The following is a 22,381-nucleotide window of genomic DNA, read 5'->3' on the forward strand; positions in this document are numbered from 1 at the left end:
GGCGAACCTCAGTCGGTCGGGGGCAATTCGGGAGCGGCGATTAGCCCATCACCCGCCACGCGGGAGCGCAGCAGCTCAAGAAAGGCGTCCGGATTCTCGGGGACGCTGAGCGGTGTCTCCGGCCCCCAGTCCAGACTCAAGTCAGCGACCAGGGGCTTGGTGTGGGCATAGGCGGCCTCATCGATCCAACCAGCCTCGCGGGCAGCGAGCAGCAGACGCTGCTCCAGATCGCTCAGCGACAGCAGCCCCTGGGCGATCGGCACGATTCCGTCGGGCGGACGGACCAGGAACAAGGCCGGTGTGGAGATGACGCCAAGTCGGACAGCCTGTCCCGTATCGCGGCCAAACTGGGGAAAGCGCCCGTTCGGAAGCGCCCGACCGTCGAGGGCGATCGCCTGCACCCGAATGCCGGTCTGCTCGCTGAGAAGGTGCAGCACCGGTGCCTGGGCCGCGCAATAGGGACAGTCCGAGCGGTAGAAGAACCAGATCCCCGCCTCGCCCGCGAGGTCCTTCAACACCGCTGCGCGCTGCTGGCCCGCGATGCGATTCAGCAGATTGGCGTAGTTGCCCACCGGGTGACGTGTCGTTTCGTCGAGATAGGGATCACTCTGGACGACGCGCTGATAGACGTCAGTGAAGCGCGACGCCTTGTCGAGGGCGATGCGCTGCAGATAGAGATAGAGCGCGACCTTGGTCGGGGTCGGGTCGTCGATCGCCTGGCGCTGATAGTGCTCCAGATTGGCGCGCAACCAAGCGGCGGAGAGTGGCGCGGGCTCGGTTGGCGCTGTTTCCGAAGCGGTGTCCTTCTCCGCCGGCTGCGGAATATTGGTCATCACCGGCGCAGACGGCGGCGGCTCTGTCTCAGGTTGCATCTCGGGTTCCGGCGTCACCGGCGGCTCCGGGGCATACCAGAACCAGCCCTCGGCGCCCCGCTCGTAGAAGCGGATCACCTCGGCTGCGGGTGTCGGTCCTGCACCGCTGACGATGAGCAAGACCAAGACAGCGCCGATGGCGCGCTCACCTCGACGCATGGTCGCCCCACCCCATGCGAGAAGCCTTCGCCGTCACCCGCCCCTCACCATGGTCGAGAACCGATCCCCCAAGCAGGAGACTCGCCAGGGCCAACCAACGACCGGTCGCGACACTGGAGGGCACGCCCGACTACCGCGCCGCACGCGCCTGCGGCCGAGACACCCGAACCGTCTCCTGTTTCGGTGGGTGATGCGACGCGGCCCCATCCGCCTGGCGCTCGCGCTGCTCGATCGTCCTGCGGATCTGTCGCACGCTCACCCGCACCGCCTGCGCGGTTTCCAGATAACGCTCCCCCAAGGGCCGATCGGCGTACTGATCCCAGCAGAGCAGGATCTGATCCTCTTCCTCCGAGGTTGGCGTTCGCGGACGTCCGCCCTTCGGCAGATCGTCCTCCAGGCCCAGGAATTTGCGCTGCTCACAGTAATAGGTCGCGGTCCAACCATAGATCTCGATCATCAGCTGACGCGGTGCGCCGGCCCGCAGCAGCGCCTGTTGGGTCTGGCGCAGCCGCCGCTGCTCGCTCACGCGCCGGATCGCGATCTGCGACTGCGCCTGATCGAAGTCGATGCGCAGCGCGATGAAATGCTCCGCGACGTTGAAGAGGTCGTGCAGATCCCGTCCGGAGAGCGATTCGAGGAAGCGGATCAGCTCCCAGCTGAACCCCAGCGCGAGCACGCGCTCGAAATGCCCTTCGTGGATCTGTTCGACGGCGAACTGCAGAATCACATCTGCGGGACACGGCGTGTTCATAGGTACCTGAACTCCATTCGCTCCATGACGTCGTCACGGCCAACGCCGTAACAGACTGCAATCGCCCCCAAGCACCCGCTGTCTCTCCTCCGGCGATGCGCAGAAGAGCGGTGGGCGACGCGCACGTGCCGGGGACCTTTCACGCGTGCGCCAGATGGGACATCCCATCGTTCAATCCTGTGCGTCGCGGGAGGCTGGCTCCTCCTCGGACGACGCATCCTCGGGGACCGACACCACCTCGCGCGCCGCCTCATCGACCGCCGCGCGCTGGCCGCGCCGCTCGGCGGCGGCATAGGCACGCCGATGCAGCCCGATGAATTCCTGCCCAGCCCCGCCGATGCGGTTGCGCCAGCGGATGGCCACGGCCAGGCGCTCCTTGCTCGGCAGCAGGCCGGACAGCCACAGGGTGTCGAGGCCCATCAAAAGGCGATCGAGCTCCTGGATGAGGTTGGCGTAGAGCGCAATCGCCGGTGAGGCGATATGGACGGTCGCGGTGATCGGATGGGTATAGCGCGGGCGGGTCTTGTCCAGACCGCGATCGGCGAGCAGGACCTGCAGACGGGCGATCTCGCGCTGCAACTCGTCGGCGAGGCCTTCGAGACGCGCGCGGATCAGTGCCTCAACCTGCTCGGCATCGTCATCGTCGCCGACCAGGTGCAGGATCACCTCGATGCCATAGAGGGCATGCATCGCCGGGCGGAATTCGCGATCGCGCAGCAGCCGTCGGGCGTACTCGCTCTGAATCCGCAGGGTCAGATCAAAGACCGGGCGGCTGTGGCGATAGGGTTGGCGCGGCCGTGACGGACGCGTCCTCGCCGGTGGCGCCGTCGGGTTGGAATCGGTCGGGGCTGTCAACGCCTCTGTCATGGATTGAATCCCCATGCTGCGTGCTCGAATAGAGCCTTCGTCGTTTCATTCGAAAAGAACGTCGCGATCGGCTAAGTCAGACCAATCAAGTGCAGCCTGGCTCACTGCAGTCACAGAACCTGCGCATCTTTAGCAAGCGTCTGAATTGAGAGCCATCGCACACGCTGAGCCGCATGGTGCAGCGCGAACGCATTGCGGCTCAAGTCAATACGGTTAATCCGTTCGATACCGTTTTTTTCATAAAACGGTTATTCGTGAATAGACCGTTTTCTTCCTACGAAAGACCGAACCTTGATGCGTCAATACCAATGAAAGCCAGCACCTGGCACGCCTTTCGTGCGGTAAAGACCGACGGACTGCTCGGCCAGGCGCGATGGCGGATTTAGAATGCGTTCCTTCATCGCCTTGGCCGGCGTGTCGCGGCACCCGCCACTGTCATGGCCAAACAGGCACGCGAAACAGCAGGAGAACCCTTTGAAATGGGTTGATCAAACACAGACCGATTCGGCGGCGGATCAAGCGCGGGTGGCGCGCGCCGCCGAGGTGCTGGAGCGGATCGTGGTGGAGGACTGGCCGGAGGGGCGCTCGCCGCGGCTGCCCATCCTGTTGCTACGGGCCTTGTGCCGCCTGACAGGCGACACGCCGGAGCAGGTGTCGGACGGTTGGGGCGTCATGAAGATTGCGGCCATGATGCAGAGGCTCGGGGCGCCCTGGAACAATCTGGACGAGGCCGATGTACGGCAACGCCTCAACAGCCATTGGCGCACCTTGCAGGAGGGCTATTGGCAGCCACGGCAGGAGCATGTCCGACGGCGCTTTGCCCATGAATCGCTCGGGCTGCGGCCACAGATCGCCAAGAGCGGCGCGGGCGGAGGACGGGGCAACACGATCCGCTACTTCCTGCGCTTCGAGCCAATGGAGGGACCGGCGCCGAGTGTCGTCGAAGCATTGACCGCTCACGCCAATCCCGTCTCGCACGCATCCAGCATCCAGTATTACCCAGTCGAGCTTCAGGTGCCTCGCCTGCTGCGCTGGATCCCGGAGACAGGACTGCGCTCCCGCAGCCCACTGGGAGGCGTGATCGCCACCCTGCTGACCGGGATCGGGGTGCTGGTCGTCCTCTTGGCCTTGCTGACCTTCTATTTTGGGCTGCACAGCGACTCGGCCGGCGCCGCGGTTCAGGCGCTGCTGCGGGCGCTCTTTCTGCTCGGGGTCCTGCGCCTGAGTCTGGGGTGGTGGTTGGACCTGGCGCAAAACAATCTGGCACGCGCGCCGATCTGGTGGCAATCCCTCAGCGAGTTCGGCGACACCGTGATCGAGCGGCGCTTCGATCCGACCGGGCTCACCGCATCGCGGCTGCATCTGGTGCGTTATGTGGCGGATTGTCCGCTGTGTGGGGCGAAGGGTCCGGGACGCAGCGCGGTCCGTCTGGCCTCGGGGCGACTCGAGTTCTGGGGTCGGATCGTTGGCCGCTGCATGAATGTGCCCAACGAGCACGTCTGGTCGTTCGATCACGGCACGGGTCAAGGTCGATTTCTGCGCTGAACTCAGGGCATCGCGGACTTGCCGCAGGCCTGTGTCCGCCGATGGCGGTGCTCGGGGGTATTCGCCATCAGCACAGCGGCGATCGCAAGCTTGCAGTCCTCGCTCTCGCGCGAGCCCCCGTCGCGCTCCGTCCATTGGAGGCTGATCCGCGACTCGGTGGCGGCCACGGGTGCGGTCGATCCGCGCTGCTGAGGCCGAGAACTCAGCTGCGGCGGGGAAACATTCGTTGGGGAGAGGGCAGATGCCGGGCGCGATGCAGACGAAGCCGGGGCAGGCATCAGCGGCGGCTGGCTACGCAGGGCCGAAACCTCCGGTCCGAGCTGACCCGCCGTCAGCCATAGACCACCCACCAGAACTCCGGCGGCCGCCAACAGCAAGAGCACAGGAGATAGGCGGTCGTCCGCGCCGAAGCGCCGCTCCAGCCCCGCTCGGTGCGCACGCCGCGCGGCGCGGTCGGTGCGGATAGCCCCATCCAGCTGCTGCCACGCCTGGTGCAGGGCATCGGACACGACACCCTCACGACAGGGCTCGAGATCCTCGGCGAGGGTGGCCAGGCGTGAGACGCCCTCCGGCAATCCCTTGGGGAAGCGCGCCGCATCCGTAAAGACCACGCGCTCGAGCACAGGGACGCCCAGCCCGAGCGCATTGACAGCCTGGACGTGAGCATAGTTCTGGCGCAATGGATTCTGAAACGGATGGCGCCGACGCCCCAGGACCTGCGTCCAAGTCGCCTCACCCTTCCGCCCAAAGATCAGCCCCCGATAGTTCTTCGATTCCACCACCAGCAGCCCTGCTGGCGTTAGGGCCAGATGGTCGATCTGCGTCCAACCTTCACGCCCATCCGGCAGGATCACATCATGCCGGACGGCGGGAAAAAGCTGACCCAATGTCCGTCCGATGCGCGCCTCGCCAGCCGCACCCCGCATCCTGGGAATGAGGCGCTTCAGCGCCAGGACGGCCAACACCACTGGCAGCAGCCACACCAGCGGCCGAACCGCCGCAAGCGTGATCAGGGAGAACAGACTTTGAGCATCCATGACGCGCGAGCTCCTTCTTGAAGGGACCGTGAGAGCGATTCCACGACGCCCGGTCGTGACCGACCGATGATCCTAGCAAAGGGACCAGCACCCGAAGTGAGACCTTCATCACTCCGCCGCCCTGAGGTGGAATCACCTGGTCTTTCCAATTCGCCGTGGCCATGAGGGAGCGCCCCTCAACACGGGCGCGGACTCGACGACCGGCGAGGCGGTGACGCATATGGCCACCGTGACGCGGTCGCGTTGAACGACCGCCTGCCGTGCCGTCACGCTCCGCCCGTCAGACTCGGCGCACCGGCGGCACCTTGCCAGCACTCCAATGCCCCAGCCAATTGTCGTGCCTGCCGTCGCAGGATCCCGATCTGGTACAGCAGGGCGCGAATCTCGGCGAAGCGCGGCTCGTAGATCTCGATCAATTCCCGCTCCCAGGGCTCGATCCGCCCGAAGGCGCGCAGCGTATAGCGGTGCCCTGCCCCACGGGCGATGTAGTCAGTGCGGTGCCGGCCTCGGACCCGAAACCATTCGATCAGGAAGACGCCCGGCGCCGAGCGCGGTGAGGGTGAGCGGCGCACCCGCACCCCGATCGAGCCGCGCTCGCGATAGGGATGCGCCTCGCGTGCCCGCAGCATGGCCTCCATGAAGCCGGTCGCGAGCTGAACCGCCTCGGCGTGCAGCGGGTCAAGGATCACCAGGCAGGCCGACTCGACCGCCGCCAAGGGATTGCCACCTTCCGGCTGGGCGCCGTCATCCAGATCCCAGTCGAACGTCTCGTCTGTCGTGCGCTCGAACATGAGCCTCGCCTCTCAAGCCCGGTTTTCACCCACCTACCTGGGTGAAACTCGGGCCTCGTTTCACCCCCTTGCCACATTTCAGCGGGTGACCGGGTTTCACCTCGGCCACTGCACATGCTCGGTTTCACTTCCGATTTTCGCTTTTATCAACAACGATTTACTGGAAAACCCGAACATTGCTGTTTCACCCCTGACCGCTGGAGACGGCTGTTTCGCCCATTGGCATCCTTGATGAGCACGACGCTGCTTTACAGCTGACAGGGTGGTTTCACCCACTGTGCGAGACAACGCGGTTTCACTCACCAGAAAGGCCTATCCGAACAGCAACTTGGCCATACCAGGCGCGCACCCAGCTTCACCCCTGCCGCGCTGGGCTGCGGTTTCACCCCTGTCACGCTGCGGATCCCCCGCTGATCGAGTGCATCAGCCTAACCAGCGACCCAGCCTCTGTCATGCCCTAACGGTGCCTCTGCGCAGGGACCGTTTCGGCCAGACAGCGGGTTGCACGGTCCCCTAAGATCGGGACTCATCCCGCGTGCGACCAGCGGTGTCATAGAGTGAGCGGGAGGGACAGCCGCCGTCAGCGACAGACGAGCTATGACACCCAGGGGACCGGAGGTGCCCCCGTTCGGTCCATCCGGAGACACCCTGCCGTCGCCAAGGAAGCAAGGGGGGACAACCACTGACAGCACGCGACACGCGAGACAGTGCCATGCCCGATTCTGCCAACCCTGAGCAGCTCCTGAAGCAGCTCACCGCGATGACCGCCGGTCGACCGACCCGCCCGCGAACCTTCATCCAGGCCAACGCTGCGGCGATTCTGGCGGCATTGAACGCAGGACATACGGGAATCGATCTCTACCGGGCCTTCGCGGCGGCCGGTCATCCGCCGCCCATGAGTCTGCGCCAGTTCCGTCGCTATCTGGCACGACTGCGCGCGCAGGAGCCCGGGACAGCGCCGTCAGCGTTGACAGCTGGACCCGATCCCGCCGCTCGCGCGCGACAGCCGACACCGGCACACCCGGCGTCACCGCCACCCACCTTGCGCTGGGACCCGCTCGCGGATGACGAAGACATCCATTAGGCCCGGCGCCAACGCCGCTTCTTCAATCTCTCGCGTCAAGGAAACTCACTATGTCCATTCTCTACATCACCCTGCAGGCCAAGGGCGGCGTCGGCAAGAGCTATGTGTCCTCGATCCTGGCCCAGTACCTCCTGGAGTCGGGCCAGCCGGTACAGTGCATCGACACCGATGCCACCAATCCGACCCTGCTGCGCTATGAACCGCTGCACTGCGACTATCTGCAACTCGCCGAGGAGCACGTGGTCAATCCACGCGCCTTCGATCAACTGGTCGAACGCGTGTCTTCGGCACAAGCCGACACACCCTTCGTCGTCGACGTCGGCAGCAATGGCTTTCAGCCCTTGATGGCCTATGCGGTCGAAAACGATCTCTTCGCGGTGCTGGAGGGACTGGGTGTACGGGTGGTCATCAACTCGGTGATCGCCGGCGGCGCCGATACCCTGGAGACCCTTCGCAGCACCAAGCTGATCCTTGAGGAAACGCGGGTGCCAACCCTGGTCTGGCTCAATGGCCATCTGGGCGCCTTGGAGCATCACCAGCGGCCGATTCATGAACTCGGGCTGTTCGAGCTACACGCCGCGCGCGTGATCGGCTGGATCACCCTGCACCGCTACACCAGCCACACCTTCGGCCAGGACATCGAGCAGATGCTCAAGCAACGCTGGACCTTCGAGGAGGCCATCGCGCAGCTGGGACTGATGCCGCGAATGCGGCTTCGGAAGGTCAAGCAGGAGCTGTGGTCGCAGTTGGTCGCAATCTTTGCCACCGCCTGAGCCATCGATCATCGAGAATCCCGCCTTTCCACCCCAGGGTCACCCGGATGTCACCACCCGACCTGCTCGGTTATGCGGCCACCTTCCTCACCACCGCTGCGTTTGTGCCGCAGGTCGTGCAGATCCTGCGCACCCGCGACACCCGGGCGATCTCGCTCGGGATGTATCTGCTCTTCTGCGCGGGTGTGGCTATGTGGGCGCTCTATGGCCTCCTACTCACCGCCTGGCCGATCATTCTTGCCAACGGGGTGACGCTCCTGCTGGCCCTGGTCGTGCTGGCCTACAAGCTCACTGAATCCAGGCGCGCGTGAGGCTCGCCGACAACCGCTGAGACTTGGCTCTACCCAAAACAAAAACCGCCCGCTCCAGGCAACTGGAACGGGCGGCCGGTGAGTCGAAAAGGGTGTTAAAAACAGGCCGCCCAACGACCAACCAAAGAGGCGGCCAGACGTCGGGCAGCACACAGCTCAGGCAACCAGCAGCCGCTCGGCCAGACCAAACAGCGCCTGCTTCAGATCCCCGGCCTCCTCGACACGGGTTCCAACGCGGAACAGCGCCGAGACATCGCAGGCGATGCCGATGCCGACCGGCTCGATGCCATTGGCCTCACAGAGGCCGAGGATCTCGACGGTGGCCGCCCAGTCGTTGGGCACCCCGTCGGTCATCACCAGGATGACGCGCCGGGTCTCGGGGCGCAGGGTCAGATCCGTCGCGGCATACCAGAGCGCCTGGGCGAGTGGTGTGCCGCCGCGTGGCCCTTGCTGGAAGGCCCCGGCGCGCTGACGGATCGACTGTCCATGCTGGACCAGCCGGGTGATCCGTGCGTCCTCGCCCCCGAGTCCCGGAAAGGCGCTGACCGCCACCGAGACACCGGGGATGCGCTCCAAAGCCAGAGCAACAGCCAGGGCCGATTCCAGTGCGACCCGGAAGGCCCGCTGTCCAGAGCAGGTCTGGTTGTTCATCGAACCCGACAGGTCCACCAATACATGGAAGGCCGTATTGGGCGCGATGCGCGGGCGTCGCCGGGCGAAGAGCCGGGCATCCCCGACCCCAGCCCGATGCAGCCGTGTCGGAACCAGCGTGCGACCGCGACAGACCGCGTGGGGGCGATCCATCTGGCTCGACTGCACCAATCCTTGAAGCCGGGCGATCAGCGCCCTCGAAGTGGCCTCCACCTGACGGTGCAGCACCTCGCCGAACGGCGGATGACAGGGCGGATCCTCAGGGACCGGGAGTGTGGGCAGACCGAAGTCGCCATCTCCCGACTGAGTGGTCAGCACCTGACGCACGCTGGCGAACAGATCAGCGCCCAGGTCGCCCTCGCCAGCGGCGAGGACACGCTGGAGCAGATCGTCCGAGGCTGGATCCTGACCATCAGACAGCGCATCGGCCGCTTGACCATCCAATTCCGACGTCGCTTCAGGCTCAGCGCTGCCATCACCGATCTCGGAAGCCGGTTGATCGGTCCCCTCGTGGGCAGCGTCCGGCCCGTCGGTTTCGTCCGTCTGTTCGTTTGCTGAGGCCGGATCCGCCTCACCCGCTGACGTGTCGGAGCCGTCTTCATCCTCACAGTGCTCTGTCTCCTCGGGTGCGTCTGATGCGGATGTCGCCTCGGGCTGAGATGCCTGCGCCTCCTCGTCCAACAACCGTTGGATCCGTTCGGCCAGAGCCACGGCCTCGGCGGTGGAGCCCAATGCCCGCACCTCGGTCATCAGTCCGAACAGCCGATGCACCAGCGCGGGCGGAAAGGTCTGGCGCAGCACCCGTTCGGCCTCCTGGGCCGGTTGGGTGAGCGCCTGCTGGCCCAGCACCCGATGACGCAGGATCAGCAGCAGCGCGGCCGTGAGGATCTGGGCCGGATGTTCGTTGGGGTGTGGTGGATCCAGATAACCCTGCGCGAGCATCCAGTCGATCACCTGCGCCAGGGTGGCCTCGGTGCCGGGATAGTCCCGACGGATGGCCCGCTCGATGCGGATGTCTTCCAGCAGGTTCAGCAGCGTACGGCGTAACGGTGAGTGCCGCGCGGCCGTTTGATAGACCGCCATGTCGGTATGGCGGACATGGCTCGCCTCGTGGGCCAGCAGCCCCCAGGCGACCGGTCGCAGGCGGGAATCCGCCGGCAGATCCGGCAGCCAGATGGTCTGTCCATCGGTCGCGGCCTGCTGGCCGCCGACCTGGACCTGGACGCCGAACTTGCGACCCAGAGCGGTCGCGACGATCGGCATAGCGTGCTTGAGAGTCTTGGTGGTCATGGTGTGACTCCATGCTGGGAGGCGCACCTGCCCCACTGGGGCAAGGCGAGCCCGGTGGGGAAAAGGCCGATCCGAGGACCGGCCGTTGGTGGATGGCCCGAAGGACTGTTTGATGGATTAGAAGAAGCAGTCCTCCTCGAATAGCTCCGAGGATTCGGTGGGCTCATCCGCGCGCGTTGCGCCCGCGTGTGCATCGGCTGATTGGCGTGATTTGGCCAAAGGTCGCGCCTCCGGTGTCGGCACCGTGATCAACGACGGACTCTCGGAACCGACCTCCGCCAGCTCGACGTCTGCCGGCTCAGTCGGAAGGTCTTCCGCCTCGCCCGCGAGGATCCCGGCCCCATGCCGCGCCAGGCGATCTTCATCGCGCAGCAGCAGCCAGAGCCCAAAACCCTCACGGAACAAGGCCCCGGTGATGGGACCCGAGCGCGGCACCCGGCGCAGATACCCCTCCAGGGGCTCAAGCATCGGCGGGATGCGCGGGTCCACGAAGGACAGCACCGCGAGCTTGTCGCGCACCCGGCGAAAGGTGCCCAGCGCGCGCTGGCTCATCTGCGTCTGGCCGACCAGGCTCTTCTCCAGATCCCGCGCGATCTGCGCGATCTCGTGGAAGATTGATCCGCCAAGCTCGGCGGCGTCCTCGGCCAGGGTGCCTGGATGCGCCTCTGCCGGGCGGATGACCAACGGGCGGTAGCGAAAGGCAAAGCGGGTGGCGACCCGGGTTGCGGGTTCCACCGCCTCACGCAGTTGGCGCTCCCAGTGCGGGTGGCGAGCGATCCAGTCGGCGATCTCGTGGTCGTAACCCGCGAGGAAGGTCTGGACCTCCTGCTCGAAGGTCGTCTTGAGTCGATCCAGTTCGACACTCACGCCCGCGACCTGATCGTTGGGGACCAGAAAGCCCCCGAGGAAGCGGGTGCCGACCTTGAGGCAGGCCCGCTCGGCCTGCCCCTTGAGGGTCTGGAACACGCGCAGCGCCTCGGGATTACAGATGCGCTTGGAGCCCCAGTGGACCAGTTCCTCGGAGGGGATGTCCTGATCGGCGAGCCCGAGGTCCTCGGGCCGGAGCGTCTTGCGCCCGCCCCAGATCGGGATCGAGAGCGAGATGAACGTCATGGCCTCGGTGAGGGTGATGACGGGGTTGGTGTCGGTCGTCATGTGGCGTCTCCGGACCACAAGAACGCCCGCACCACCCGGCTGGGCAGTGACAGGCGCCCAGCGGTCTGTGTTGATTTAAGGAAATGAAGAGGCGGATCAGCGCCTGCGGAAGGTCCCGCTCATGCCGGAGTGCCTCCGCTCCACAGATCCCCCATCACATCGGCGGCGATGCGATGGATGGCCTCGCGTTGCTCGAGATCGGCCCGGGCGGTGAGCGCCTGCTCCAGCGCGAACCGAATCGGCTGGGGCGCACCTCGGAAGGTCAGCGCCAACCGCGCCCAACGCACCAGGGTGCGGGTCGAGAGCGTCACCGTCAGTTCCGCTCCCGCGTCGGCCTCGCCCATGAACAAACGACGGACCTCGTTGGCCACGGCGATCAGCTTCTCGCCGATCTCGGCGGGCAGACTCGGCACTGCGCGCTCCAAGACACCCAGCTCGACCTCGGGCTCCAGGTAGCCGACTTGCAGCACCCGGAAGCGATCGAGGAAGGCCAGGTTCTGGCGCAACACCCCTTGGTAAAGTCCGGTGGTGTCGCCCGCCCCGGCCGAGTTGCCGGTGGCGAAGACCCGAAACTTGGGGTGCGGCCGGATAACCTCACCGCCGTTCTGATGGATGACCAGAGGATGGCCCTCGATCACGTCGTTGAGCCCCGCGAGTTCGGCCGGGTCCATGAGGTCGATCTCGTTCAAGAGCAGCAGATGGCCCTCGCGCAGCGCCACGGCCAGGGGGCCGTGGACGAAGCGGGTCGAGCCCTCGCAGAGCACGAACTGTCCGACCAGGTCGGCCAGCTCCATGCGTCCATGACAGGTCACGGATTGCACCGGCCAGTTGAGCCGGTTGGCGACCTGACAGACGAGCGATGTCTTGCCGCTGCCGGTGGGACCGGTGAGCAGAAAGGCATCGCCCGCAGGATCGCGCAGGAAGGCGATGATCCCGGCTAGCCCCTGACGAAACACATAGGGCGTCGTCGGGGGGATGAGCGGATGGCTGGCATCCGCGAAGCCTTCGATGCTGAGCCCCTTGGGGGCCTTGACGCCGAAGGCCTGTGCGACATTGAACAGCTGGCTGGTCATGCGTCGTCTCCGGATGAGGGAGAGACGCCGCCCCCTGAGGGATGGATCTCCCCTCGGGGTGGTGGTGAGCCGGAACGGGTCCGGGCGGTGATGCGCGCGCTTTTATGGATCGCCCGCGCAGGCGATGGGGTGGTGGCTCTGTAGGAGTCACCACGGAAAGTCTCTCCCGTGACGACCCGGTGGAACGTCAGGGGACAGACTTTCTGGACAGCGACGAGCCGGAGACCCGCTGGGGATCCCCGACTCGGTAGGTCGGTCATCAGAAATAGCCGAAGATGATGTCGCCCTCGTCGCTGCTGCCCTCGGTCGCATCAACCGCGTCAACCGCTGGCTCGGGTTCCTTACGCCGCCGGCGCTTGGCTCGCGACGAAGGATTGCCTTCCCCAACTGCGACCGTCTGTTCCGCGTCGGCGCCCTCCTCCGCTGCGGCCGGATCGTCCTTGAGAGTCACCTTGACCCGCATCGTGCTCGGACGTCGATGCACCTCCAGGACCTGGGCATCCAGGTCGGGAGCGATCTCGGTCAGGAGGGCGGCATAGTCGACGCTCCCGCGTTGACGGTAGCGCAGCACCTGCACCCCATTCTGATCGGCCAGGAGGTAGTCGCCCATCAGGTCGACGAGGCCCGACTGAGCCTCCCTCAGTCGGCTCTTGACCGCCTGGAGAGCCTGTTCCAGCCGGCTCGCCTCGGCTTCAGCACGGCGATAGGCTTGGGCATGGCGTTGCCAGGCAGCTTGCTGCTCACCTTGGGGGACATAGTAATCGCGCGCGGGATCGGGCGTGGGTGCCTGTCCGCTTGCCATCATCTCGGCGAAGCGCAGACAGACCGGCACCAGCTTCTGCTCGATGAAGTCCGTATCGCGGAGGATCTCGAATTCGAGCGGGTTGACCTTCGACTTGACCGGATCGAACACCAGCCAGCCGCGCTCGGCCTCGGCCACAAAGCACTGGAACTGCACCTGGACCCAGTAGAGCCCATAGGCCAGGCTCTCCGTGCCCTGTTGAGCGATCGCGTCCCAGGTCTTCTGGCCCGGAACCTTGAGTTCGACCGGTTCGCCGGTCTCGGTGACCCCGTCGAAGGAGCAGCGCAGGAGCGGATGGGTCTCCGACTCGGCGCAGACTGGCAGCAGCCAGGTCTGATGGCGTTCCTCGAAGCCGCGTCGGGCGTTGTCCTCGCACTGGATGCCGCGCTGGACGAAGGGGTTCTGCGACAGATCTGCAGGCGCACAGAGCCCAGTCTTCTCGGCCCACAGACGCCACGGGGTTTGGTAGGGCGAACGCCCCAGGATGACGACCGCCTCGGAGGCGGTCACACCCTGGGCGCGCCAGGCGAGCCACTCAGGGCTGCGTTGTGAGAGGTCGACGATGCGCATTGGAGTCTCCGGTGGGCGGACACCCCTCCCCCTCGGGAACGGTGTCCCGTGGGGGGAAGTCGACCGGACATGCCGGTCGGATGGTGGTCAGGCGGCCTCGGCCGGGGCCAGGGTCTCCTGCTGGGCACGGTCGAGCTCAGCGAGGGCGTAGGCGAGGACCTCGCCCTGGAAGCGCCCCTTGAAGTAATCCTGGGCCGAGGCCCAGGCGCGACTCCTGGCGGCCCGCTGGATCAACCCTTCGATCTGAGTCTGGGTCGCCTCATCGAGCGTCGGGATCGCTGCAGCGGACTCCCGATCCGAAGTGGCCGTCCCCGTGGGTGACGCGGTCTCTGCCATGACGACCAGGTCGCCATCGATCGGCTTGCCGGCCATCTCCTCAGCGGTGTAGCCCGCTTCCTCGGGGAAGGCGGCGCGCAGGCTGGCCGCCTTGGCGCATTTCAAGAGCTGACCGCGAGGGCGCTTGACCCACATGGCCGAGGGTACCTCGCCGCCGCCCATGCGGGCATAGCTCTCTTCCCAGAACACCGTCTCGGTAAAGGGACAGCGCGTACCGCCCACCAGGCGGTAGACGGTGACCTCGCACCAGGCGGGAAAGCTGACCTGAACCTGCAGCTCCTGCCAGCCCTCGTCGCTCTTGGCGCGTCCGGCAAAGGTGCGCTCGACCTCGGGGCCGAAGCGCGCCGGATCCATGCCGGCCCATTGGCCGGTGCGCGACGCCGTGGTCTGGACCTCGGCGATGCCGGGCCAGACGGTCTCGACCTCGCGGGCGAGGGTGCGATTCCACATGGGGACCACATGGACCGGGCGTTTCATCACGTCCAGGCCGCGCGCCTGGCAGTAGCGCACCGCCAGCAGCACGCCCTCGACCGTCTTGGCCGAGGGGAAGATGGACTCGACCAGGACCTGCCAGGTGGCGGGATCGAGGCCAAGCTCGGCGAGGCTCTGGGCGGGGATCGCCAGCCGGCAGGCGGGCACGGTGGTCTGGGATGGATTGGACTTGCTCATGGTGCCTCCGAATCAAAGGGGGTACCAGGCCCCTGGGGGCAAGGATGCCCCGTGGGGTGAAGGATCGATGGGATCGACCCTCAGAACGCAATGGCGTCGCCGATATCGGGTGCGGGTGTCTGCCCGGCACGACCGCGCGGTGGCGTCTGTCGACGACGGCTGGCAGGTGACGAACGCGTCGGCTGAGCCGTGGATTCGGCCCGACCGTCGAGCATCAGCAGCGTGCCGCCGGCATCGATGACGACCTCGGTGGTGCTGCGCTCGCTGCCGTCCTGCGCCTGGTATTGACGCGTGCGCAGCTTGCCTTCGACATAGACCCTGGAGCCGCTGTGCAGGTACTGTCCGGCGATCTCGGCCAGACGGCCGAAGATGACAATACGATGCCATTCGGTGCGCTCGCGGGTCTCGCCGGAGGGCTTGTCGGTCCAGGTCTCGCTGGTGGCCAGCGAGAGGTTGGCAACGGAATCGCCGCTCGGCAGAACTCGAACCTCAGGGTCCGTACCCAGGTTGCCGATCAGCAGGACCTTGTTGATACCTCGGGACATGGCGTCTGCTCCTGTTCGATGGAACGGAGAAACGACCGGCCCCGGACGGGGAACGGACCGCTCCCCGGTAGAGGATGACCGGGACAAGGCCGGTCGGTGATGCGCGGAGTCTTGTGGATCGCTTCCGCCAGCGATGGGACGACCAGCCGTGAGGTTGGTCATGTCAGAATGCGTGTGACCGTCTGGCCAGTGGGTCTCGCGATGGGCGAGCGTCAACGGACAGACCGCGCCTGGAGTGACTCTGGCACAGGCAGGACGCCCAGGCGAGCGATCAACCGTCCTTCCGAGCAGTGACCGTTCTGGGTTTGGAGGGGCGCACAGCGCCCGTCTGCGGCAATGGCGAGCACTACAACCTGCATCTCAAGAGCCGGGACTGCACCCTGCCCTGGCAAGCCTATCGCGCGACCTTCGTCGTTGGTCCGGACTGGCAGGAGATCCGGATACCCTTCGAGCACTTCACCCCCAATCGACTGAGCGCGCCGCTCGATACGGACCAGCTGACGCAGCTCGGCCTGGTCGCCATCGGACGGGCCTTTCGTGCACAGGTCTGCGTCGCGGAAGTGGGCTGGTATCGGGACCTGGACGCAGGCTCAGCCCTCTCGCCTTCCGGCTGCAGTCCCAGCGCTGACTTGAAGGAGCGGAGCACGGCCTCGAGGTCAGTGAGCATCATGTAGGTCCCCACAGCTGCTCGCCGTCCCAGGTCATTCCATTGATGCATAGGCAGTAGGCCCCGGGGTGGGTGTCAATGGTCCCCTCAATCGGTCGACGCTCCCAACGGATAGCTTTCGCCTTCTCTCCACTGGCATCGGGGTCGATCCCAATGTGATAGTGCTGGCCCGCGCCCTGGATCTTTATCCTTCAGCCGCCCTATGCGCTCCCAGGAGTGTGTCGATCTTTTTGGTCGTGCGGGGGCGACTCAGTCCGTCAGCCAGCGCTTGCAGCCCAGCCTCGAAGCGTTCGCCAAAGTGTGCGCTGATGCCTTCTTCCTTGCGCGCGCAATTGCCGTTTTAGCAGTAAGGCGCACCAAACCCCTACCGCCCATGCCCCTGGGGCGGGTCAGGCATCGCCAGCCGCTGCTACCGAAAATTTGGTAGCTGAGGCGGTTAATTCACCAGCGACTAGGTGATCCAGGTAAGTGGCCTGGCCTACTAAACAGGGAGCAGACGATGAATGATGAACTGAGACACTTTTTCAGCACCTACTGGTGTCGCATGTGGGCGTTCGATGCCGAGCCCACCCCATCCAAACCGGTGCATCAGTCCGCAGCCCTGGCTGTCGATCCGCTGACGCGCGCGAACAGCGGTCAGAAGGCGATCCTGGCAGGCTTCGCTCTGGTGATGCTGCTGATGCTGGTCGATATGGCGGACGCGCACAACCTATTGCCTTGGTTCGAGGTGTCGGTCGACTGCGGATCGCTCGCCATCTTGTTGGCCGTCGCCATCTCGGTGTATCAGTATACCCAGATAAAAAGCTTGCATCAGCAGGTTCGCACACTATACCCACTCTCTTTCGTCGACGCCTTGACCGGATTAAAAAACCGAGGCTATCTTGACGATGCCCTTTCGCGTCTCGTCGCGAGCGCGGCCCGGCAGGGCGAACAGCTTTCTGTTATCTTTTTCGATCTCGATAAGTTCAAGCTAATCAATGATACGTATGGCCATGCTGCCGGAGATGCAGTGCTTTTACACGTGGTACACCTTGTCATGAAGTCCTTCCGACAGAGCGATCTGGTCTGCCGCTACGGTGGCGACGAGTTCGTTGTGGTGTTGCCCCAGACCGGACATAATGAGTGTTTTGATTGCGCTGAGAAGCTCCGCGAAAAGATCGCGAGTACTCCGTCCGCATACGGGAAAATCACGCTGTCTATTGGCACCACCACCTGGAGCCCCACCAATGCGATCATCAAGCCCGCAGCGCTGCTTCAGAGTGCCGATATGGCGCTCTACAAAGCCAAAGCGGAGGGAAGGAACCGCACCGAGTCGATTCCGGCTCCGGCCCGGCCCAGGCTCAGGCCCCGGCTCCGGCTCCGGCCCAGGCTCCGGCTCAGGAGGAGATTCGGTAGGGTTTGAGTCGGTGGCGCTGTCGGCCGGTCTTCGTACGACAGCGCAGGATCCGAGCTCAGTCCTCCGGCAAGCTCCTTAGGCTTGCGGGCACCGACAATGATTGCCAGCTAAGGAACCGTCCACTAACTATTTCCCGGTTTGTTGGGCCTGATGGTGTAGTTCAGGTCGGGGCAGAGACGGCGCCGACGGATGTTCAGCGCCGCCATCTCCTGAGGCGTCACTTGGATGCCCTTTTGGTAGTCCGCCGTGTCGAGAACGGCTTCGACGGCCAAGCCCGTGGTCGTGGTCGTTCCCCGGATGAAACCCAGCATGATCGGCAGGGTACGCAGCGGATGCCCGGCCCAGTTGCGACTGATCTGGCTGAACAAGCGATGTTCGATCGGGTTCCATTTGGAAGCCCCACTGGGGTAATGACAGACGGTGATGGCCAGGTCGGTGTCATTGGCCAACTGCTGTAAGGCGCGCTTCCACAGGCGCGGGCGATAGCCATTAAAGCCACCGGCATCGGCTTCGATCAGCAGATGGTGGGCGTGGGGGTAACGGCGCTGCCCGACCTGCACCCACCAGCGGCGGATGGCGCTCACGGCCAGTTCGGCGGTGACGGCGTGGGTGCCGACACTGACCAGGGCGTGGTTGGCCGCTTGGTCGTAGACGCCGTAGGGGGTGGCCCGGCATTGGGCCTCGCTCGGGAAGTCGTACGTGTTGACCACGTCAGCTGTGCGGCAGTAGCGCCTTCCCGCGTTCTTGAAGTCCCCGATGAGTTCGGACTTCTTGGCATCCACACTGATGACCGGTTGCCCGTGGCGCACGAACCGCCGCTTCAGGCGCTGGATGAAGCGATACTGCCGATCCCGCTGCGGATGGACCTTGCCAATCAGGCGTTTGATGTTGGTTTTCAGGGAATAGTCGTGCGCTTCGAGCAACCGCCCGACGGTCATGGCGCACCCGCGACCCAACCGTTTGGCGAGAGTGCGCAGACTGCTGCGGGTGTATTTGGCGCGTCCCTCTGGATCCCCTCCCGTCTCCGCTTCCACCAGGGCGAGGAGGTCGGACTCCAGCCTCAGATCGCTTTTTTCAAGGGGCGACGCCCGCCGCCGACGCGGCGCACCCGCCCGCGCGGGCAATCCGCCAGCCCCTGCTGCAAGTCCAGACGACCCTGCCGGATAGTCTTCGGATCCAAACCGGTGACGGTGGCCACCCATTTGGTGCCGCCATAACCGACGACCTCGGACAACAACCCGGCCACCAACCGCCGGTGTTTCTCGTCGAGATGCTCGCAGAGCAACTTGACGTGCCCTTCCACCCCTTCCGCGACCACCACCTCAACCGCTGCCATCCAGATCTCCTCCGCCCGCTTGTCACTGGCTCCGAAGCATACGGGCTACGCAAAAATCGGGGAACTATTGATGGACAGTTCCTAAGCAGGCCAAGCCATCTTAATCAGGAAAACGGAAAATAGGCTCCTTTCACCAGAAATTCGGTAATGTGGGTGCTCGCCGATAGGGCGGGCTCCGCCCCGGCGAGCTGGCTGCCGCTTTCAACCGACAGCAACGAAAGCGTTTTTCGTCTGTCGACTGGTGGTGGTATTCAATTCCTACGTGCAGAGACACGCTGAAAACGGAACAAGGCCCTTAAAGTAGAGTACTTGGTATTCAATTCCTACGTGCAGAGACACGCTGAAAACCTTCCCGAGGTTCTCGCCTCTCTCCGTCCTTAAATCAAGACCATGGATCCATACCATTCCGCGTGTTAGCCTCGCTTCGGCGCTGCTCTGGAACGGAACACGGCCAATGGTCTTGGAATGGGAGGAAGCAGGTGGCTTTATCGGTGTGGATTTCGCCGGCCTTGCAGTACGGTGCGCTGGACCCTGGCGAGTCGAAGGCGCGGCAAGGTGCGTTACAGCGAGCCGTGGTGCAGGCCATCAAGTGGCATTTGTTCGAGGGCGAGGATGCTTACGAGCGTGTGTTGCCCGACTTCGCCGCGAGGCTGAAACCGGAATTTACAATCAGTAACGAGGAGCGGCGGGCGGCGCAGCGTCTGTGGCAGGCGTTGCTTCCAGAAGAAGCCACCGCCCCGGCGGCGGTCGCGGAACAGCTGGCTCCCGATAGCGGCCTGGAACCGGAACCGCAGGATACCCCAGCCCCAGTTCCCGAGCGTATCGAAGCACTTTTCGGCTTCGCCCTGCATACCCTGTGCGCGACCCTGGCCGGCCAATGGGTCGATGAGCCGAATCCCGATTCGGGCGAGACTGACGATGACGAAAGTAACGACGACGAGACGGACGTTCCCGCGACCTCTGCCGCACCGCAGGCGGTCGAATTCGCCCAGGCGGTCGGCGCACTGGTCGATCAACTGCGTCAAGTCACCTGGAAGTGGCAGCGTGATCTGTCGGAGGACGAGCGCCCCGAGGACGTGGATTGGCGCCTCGTTGCTCACGTTTTGCTCGAAACGCTGCTGGCGACCCTCGACGACTGGTTCAAAGTGAGCACGGGTGAAACGCGCAAAAGCGGCGGCAAACCCCACACCTTAAAAGTCATCGAGATTAGCCAGTCCGAATTCGCGAAACGCATTGAGAGGCTGCTCAAAACCCTGCCGTTGAGTTTCTCGCCGCAACCGCTCAAGCAGCCAGTAGCCTACTACCTCGACGATCCGGGTCCGTCGGACGACGAAGCGGACCTGTGCAGCCGTGTCGATCTGATCGACTATCGTCAGACCAACAAATTTCTACGCGACGCCCATAGCGACATCCAGTGCCGGAAACATCGCTCCCCGAACTTTCAGCGTTATGTCGCGGCGATCAATGTGCAGCAGGCCGTTCACTGGCGGATCAATCGCCCGCTGTTGCAGTGGACGCAACAGCTGATTGCCTTGGTCAACGCGCCCCCCGCGAACGACGATGACGCATCCTTGCGGGACTGGATCAAAGACCATCTTTATCGCCCCCGCCCTGCCAACGGCACGCGCAAAACCTTCGAGCGGCCCGCTGAGTTTCTCGACAATCCGCTCGCCAGCCGCGCGCTCGACGAACTCTGTCCGAGCGATCCGCTGGTCGACCCACCAACCTTTTATCTGCCGTGGAAGGCTGACTATCGTGGGCGGATCTATCCCCAGACCTCTTGGCTCACCCCGCAGGGCGGCGATCTGCAACGGGGCTTACTGGAGTTTGCGCGGGGTCAGGTGCTCAATGAATCGGGCGTGCATGCCCTGCGTCGGCACGGGGCCAATCTGGTCGAGCGTTCGCGCCTGCTGACCGATCTCGGGATCAGCGACCGTCAGGTTGTGACGCTGAACGAGCGCGAACGCTGGACGCGTGACCATGAAGCCGCCATCCTCGCCAGCGCCGCCGACCCGCTCGCCGAACCCTTCTGGCGCGACGTGGCCGATAAGCCGATGCAGTTTCTGGCCTTTTGTCTGGCCTACCGGCAATGGAAGCAGCATCCCGACGCACGCATCCATCTTCCGGTGCAGATCGACGGCACCTGCAATGGCATCCAGCACATCGCCGCCTTGACCGGCAATCGGGAGCTCGCCGAGGCGGTCAACGTGCTGCCGCGCGCCAATGATCTGCCGGCGGATATCTACAGCGAATTGGCCGAGGCAGCACTGAAGACCCTGGGGCACCTGCCCATCCCCAAGGGACAGGCCCGCCATCGTCATGGACTGGAGTGGGGCGATGCCTGGCTGGCGACGGACGCCGCCCCCGGTGCCTGGCTCAACCGCAAGACAGCCAAAAGGGTGGTGATGACCATCCCCTATGGTGCCGGCCGCAGCGCCCAGGCGGGCGCGGTGCTGGAGGCGATCGAGAAAAGGCTCATCGAGGTTTGGGATGAGCGCCCACCGGATGAATCCAAGCTCACCGCGTTGGTTGAGTGGACAAACGCCGCATCGGCGCGCAAGGATTTCGTGCGAAAGTGTACCAAGGGCTTATTCGTCGAAGCACGCCAGGCCGCGTTTCCCAAGCAGGACGAACACTCGTCGATCTCGATTCGTGTCAGCAAGCCGGAACCGAAGGGGAAGGGAAAGGGATCCAGGAAAACGCGCGCCAAGCCGGACACCGAGGAAACCTGGACCCCGGAGCGCGCCGAGTGGGAGCGTCTGCGCACCTTTGGCGCCTATGTGGCGCGCGTCTTGGTCGAGCAGCTGCGTGGCGCGCTCGATAGGAACTACCGCGGGATCGGCGAATTTTCCAACTGGCTGGGAGAGGTCGCCGAATCGGTCTCGTTTCCTCAATGGACGAAGGAGCAGCGCAAAAAGATCGATGACGCGAAGACGCAGTGCAAAAAAAAAGAGGCCGAAAAATTTGAAGAAAAGCCTGACTGCCTGGGATTGCCTTTGATCTGGCTGACGCCGCTCGGTTTCCCGGTGGTTCAAAACAAGTTCGCATCCGCGAGAACGAGCGTCAGCGCCCGGATCGGCGGACAGGCGGTCAAGATCGACGTGCGGCGTCTGACCGAAGAGGTCGATCCACAAAAACAACGCGCCGCCCTGCTGCCCAATCTGATCCACAGTTTGGATGCGACCCATCTGATGCTGACGCTGCTGGAGGCCAAGGCGCGCGAGGTGCATGACATCGGCAGTATTCACGACTGTCTGCTGTGCCATCCGAATCAGGCCGAGACCCTGGCGCAGGTGGTGCGCCAAACCTTTGCCGAGCTTTATGCGCCGTATAAGAACGGAGATCCGCCCGGGCCGCTGACGGACTGGTACAGTTGGATGCAAAAGGCGGTTGCGTTGCGCACGCTGCCGCGTCGGGGCGAGGTCAACACAGCGCTGAAATATCCGGGCGGACAGACCGAGCTCGATCTCAGGCATGAGGCAGACTCAGGCAAGCAAGAAGCGCGGGACGCGCTTTTATGGCTGGCCGCTATCCGCAGCGATGACCTGCCGTCGTCTGAGCGTTTCCTGTTCGCGTCGCTGCTGGACCTGGCGACGGCCTTGATAACGCCCGCACCGTCGCCGGATCTGCCCGAGCCGCCCGTTTCCGCTGCGCTGCCTTTGAGCGAAAGCGCCATCTCGCCCTATTTCTTCTCCTGATGG

The 22,381-nt window shown here is 64.6% G+C and carries 20 protein-coding genes and 1 pseudogene; 7 read left to right on the forward strand and 14 right to left on the reverse strand.

The genetic code is table 11. The features are described 5' to 3' along the window. Nucleotides 1-8: 8 nt before the first annotated feature. The 3 genes from THIDRDRAFT_RS05625 to THIDRDRAFT_RS05635 all read right to left on the reverse strand — a co-directional run bounded on the left by THIDRDRAFT_RS05625 (nt 9) and on the right by THIDRDRAFT_RS05635 (nt 2,649). Nucleotides 9-1,031, reverse strand: coding sequence for a conjugal transfer protein TraF (locus tag THIDRDRAFT_RS05625; protein ID WP_007039841.1), 1,023 nt, complete (start codon nt 1,029-1,031; stop codon nt 9-11). Nucleotides 1,032-1,161: 130 nt separating this feature from the next. After that, nucleotides 1,162-1,782 (reverse strand): STY4526/YPO1902 family pathogenicity island replication protein, encoded by a 621-nt coding sequence (locus THIDRDRAFT_RS05630; protein ID WP_007039842.1) that lies wholly within the window; start codon nt 1,780-1,782, stop codon nt 1,162-1,164. A 171-nt stretch (nt 1,783-1,953) separates the two neighbouring features. Continuing rightward, on the reverse strand, nt 1,954-2,649 hold the full coding sequence (locus tag THIDRDRAFT_RS05635; RefSeq protein ID WP_245535785.1) for a DUF1845 domain-containing protein: 696 nt from the start codon (nt 2,647-2,649) through the stop codon (nt 1,954-1,956). A 474-nt stretch (nt 2,650-3,123) separates the two neighbouring features. Between THIDRDRAFT_RS05635 and THIDRDRAFT_RS05640 the strand changes: the two genes are divergently transcribed. Further along, nucleotides 3,124-4,194 carry a hypothetical protein gene (locus tag THIDRDRAFT_RS05640; protein ID WP_040843996.1) on the forward strand — a complete coding sequence of 357 codons (1,071 nt, stop codon included), beginning with the start codon at nt 3,124-3,126 and terminating at the stop codon, nt 4,192-4,194. Nucleotides 4,195-4,196: 2 nt separating this feature from the next. On the opposite strand, the gene THIDRDRAFT_RS23605 is transcribed toward THIDRDRAFT_RS05640, so the two are convergent. Both THIDRDRAFT_RS23605 and mobI read right to left on the reverse strand, forming a co-directional pair. Beyond that, on the reverse strand, nt 4,197-5,231 hold the full coding sequence (locus THIDRDRAFT_RS23605; RefSeq protein WP_007039845.1) for a nuclease-related domain-containing protein: 1,035 nt from the start codon (nt 5,229-5,231) through the stop codon (nt 4,197-4,199). A 266-nt stretch (nt 5,232-5,497) separates the two neighbouring features. Then, the gene (mobI, locus tag THIDRDRAFT_RS05650) at nt 5,498-6,022 is read right to left on the reverse strand and encodes a conjugative transfer protein MobI(A/C) (protein ID WP_007039846.1); all 525 of its coding nucleotides are present in this window, start codon (nt 6,020-6,022) and stop codon (nt 5,498-5,500) included. 712 nt (nt 6,023-6,734) lie between these two features. Here mobI and THIDRDRAFT_RS05655 point away from each other — a divergent pair. The 3 genes from THIDRDRAFT_RS05655 to THIDRDRAFT_RS05665 are packed head-to-tail and all read left to right on the forward strand — an operon-like array spanning nt 6,735 to nt 8,190. After that, entirely contained in the window at nt 6,735-7,106 is a 372-nt protein-coding gene (locus THIDRDRAFT_RS05655; RefSeq protein ID WP_007039847.1) for a hypothetical protein, read from the forward strand. Between the two features lie 50 nt (nt 7,107-7,156). Further along, nucleotides 7,157-7,879 carry a nucleotide-binding protein gene (locus THIDRDRAFT_RS05660; protein ID WP_007039848.1) on the forward strand — a complete coding sequence of 241 codons (723 nt, stop codon included), beginning with the start codon at nt 7,157-7,159 and terminating at the stop codon, nt 7,877-7,879. Nucleotides 7,880-7,926: 47 nt separating this feature from the next. Beyond that, on the forward strand, nt 7,927-8,190 hold the full coding sequence (locus tag THIDRDRAFT_RS05665; protein WP_007039849.1) for a SemiSWEET transporter: 264 nt from the start codon (nt 7,927-7,929) through the stop codon (nt 8,188-8,190). A gap of 156 nt (nt 8,191-8,346) precedes the next feature. Here THIDRDRAFT_RS05665 and THIDRDRAFT_RS05670 read toward each other — a convergent pair whose 3' ends face one another. From THIDRDRAFT_RS05670 to ssb, 6 genes are all read right to left on the reverse strand, one after another. Then, nucleotides 8,347-10,131, reverse strand: a complete 1,785-nt coding sequence (locus THIDRDRAFT_RS05670; RefSeq protein WP_007039850.1) for a VWA domain-containing protein — start codon at nt 10,129-10,131, stop codon at nt 8,347-8,349. 117 nt (nt 10,132-10,248) lie between these two features. Further along, entirely contained in the window at nt 10,249-11,286 is a 1,038-nt protein-coding gene (locus THIDRDRAFT_RS05675) for a DUF3150 domain-containing protein (RefSeq protein WP_007039851.1), read from the reverse strand. A 119-nt stretch (nt 11,287-11,405) separates the two neighbouring features. Further along, a complete protein-coding gene (locus THIDRDRAFT_RS05680) occupies nt 11,406-12,359 on the reverse strand; it encodes an AAA family ATPase (protein ID WP_007039852.1) in 954 nt (317 codons plus the stop codon). Nucleotides 12,360-12,618: 259 nt separating this feature from the next. Then, on the reverse strand, nt 12,619-13,731 hold the full coding sequence (locus THIDRDRAFT_RS05685; RefSeq protein WP_007039853.1) for a YqaJ viral recombinase family nuclease: 1,113 nt from the start codon (nt 13,729-13,731) through the stop codon (nt 12,619-12,621). An 87-nt stretch (nt 13,732-13,818) separates the two neighbouring features. Beyond that, nucleotides 13,819-14,736 (reverse strand): phage recombination protein Bet, encoded by a 918-nt coding sequence (gene bet, locus THIDRDRAFT_RS05690; protein ID WP_007039854.1) that lies wholly within the window; start codon nt 14,734-14,736, stop codon nt 13,819-13,821. 80 nt (nt 14,737-14,816) lie between these two features. Beyond that, the gene (gene ssb / locus THIDRDRAFT_RS05695) at nt 14,817-15,281 is read right to left on the reverse strand and encodes a single-stranded DNA-binding protein (RefSeq protein WP_007039855.1); all 465 of its coding nucleotides are present in this window, start codon (nt 15,279-15,281) and stop codon (nt 14,817-14,819) included. Between the two features lie 290 nt (nt 15,282-15,571). Here ssb and THIDRDRAFT_RS05700 point away from each other — a divergent pair, with 290 nt between their 5' ends. Then, nucleotides 15,572-15,955, forward strand: a complete 384-nt coding sequence (locus THIDRDRAFT_RS05700) for a CIA30 family protein (RefSeq protein ID WP_007039856.1) — start codon at nt 15,572-15,574, stop codon at nt 15,953-15,955. On the opposite strand, the pseudogene THIDRDRAFT_RS27290 reads toward THIDRDRAFT_RS05700, so the two are convergent. Further along, nucleotides 15,889-16,276: pseudogene (locus THIDRDRAFT_RS27290) on the reverse strand (IS1634 family transposase); the annotation flags it as partial. The gene THIDRDRAFT_RS05700 and the pseudogene THIDRDRAFT_RS27290 sit on opposite strands and share 67 nt — an antisense overlap. A gap of 171 nt (nt 16,277-16,447) precedes the next feature. On the opposite strand from THIDRDRAFT_RS27290, the gene THIDRDRAFT_RS23610 reads away from it, so the two are divergent. Beyond that, nucleotides 16,448-17,350, forward strand: a complete 903-nt coding sequence (locus THIDRDRAFT_RS23610) for a GGDEF domain-containing protein (protein ID WP_007039857.1) — start codon at nt 16,448-16,450, stop codon at nt 17,348-17,350. A 116-nt stretch (nt 17,351-17,466) separates the two neighbouring features. Here the strand turns inward: THIDRDRAFT_RS23610 and THIDRDRAFT_RS05715 are convergent, their stop codons facing one another. Then, nucleotides 17,467-18,468, reverse strand: coding sequence for an ISAzo13 family transposase (locus THIDRDRAFT_RS05715; protein ID WP_083827436.1), 1,002 nt, complete (start codon nt 18,466-18,468; stop codon nt 17,467-17,469). After that, on the reverse strand, nt 18,405-18,680 hold the full coding sequence (locus THIDRDRAFT_RS26120) for a hypothetical protein (protein WP_007039859.1): 276 nt from the start codon (nt 18,678-18,680) through the stop codon (nt 18,405-18,407). The genes THIDRDRAFT_RS05715 and THIDRDRAFT_RS26120 overlap by 64 nt, the downstream gene beginning before the upstream one ends. A gap of 479 nt (nt 18,681-19,159) precedes the next feature. On the opposite strand from THIDRDRAFT_RS26120, the gene THIDRDRAFT_RS05720 reads away from it, so the two are divergent. Further along, nucleotides 19,160-22,378, forward strand: a complete 3,219-nt coding sequence (locus tag THIDRDRAFT_RS05720; RefSeq protein ID WP_007039860.1) for a DNA-directed RNA polymerase — start codon at nt 19,160-19,162, stop codon at nt 22,376-22,378. Nucleotides 22,379-22,381 lie beyond the last annotated feature (3 nt).

Source organism: Thiorhodococcus drewsii AZ1 (genome assembly GCF_000224065.1).
GTDB lineage: Bacteria > Pseudomonadota > Gammaproteobacteria > Chromatiales > Chromatiaceae > Imhoffiella > Imhoffiella drewsii.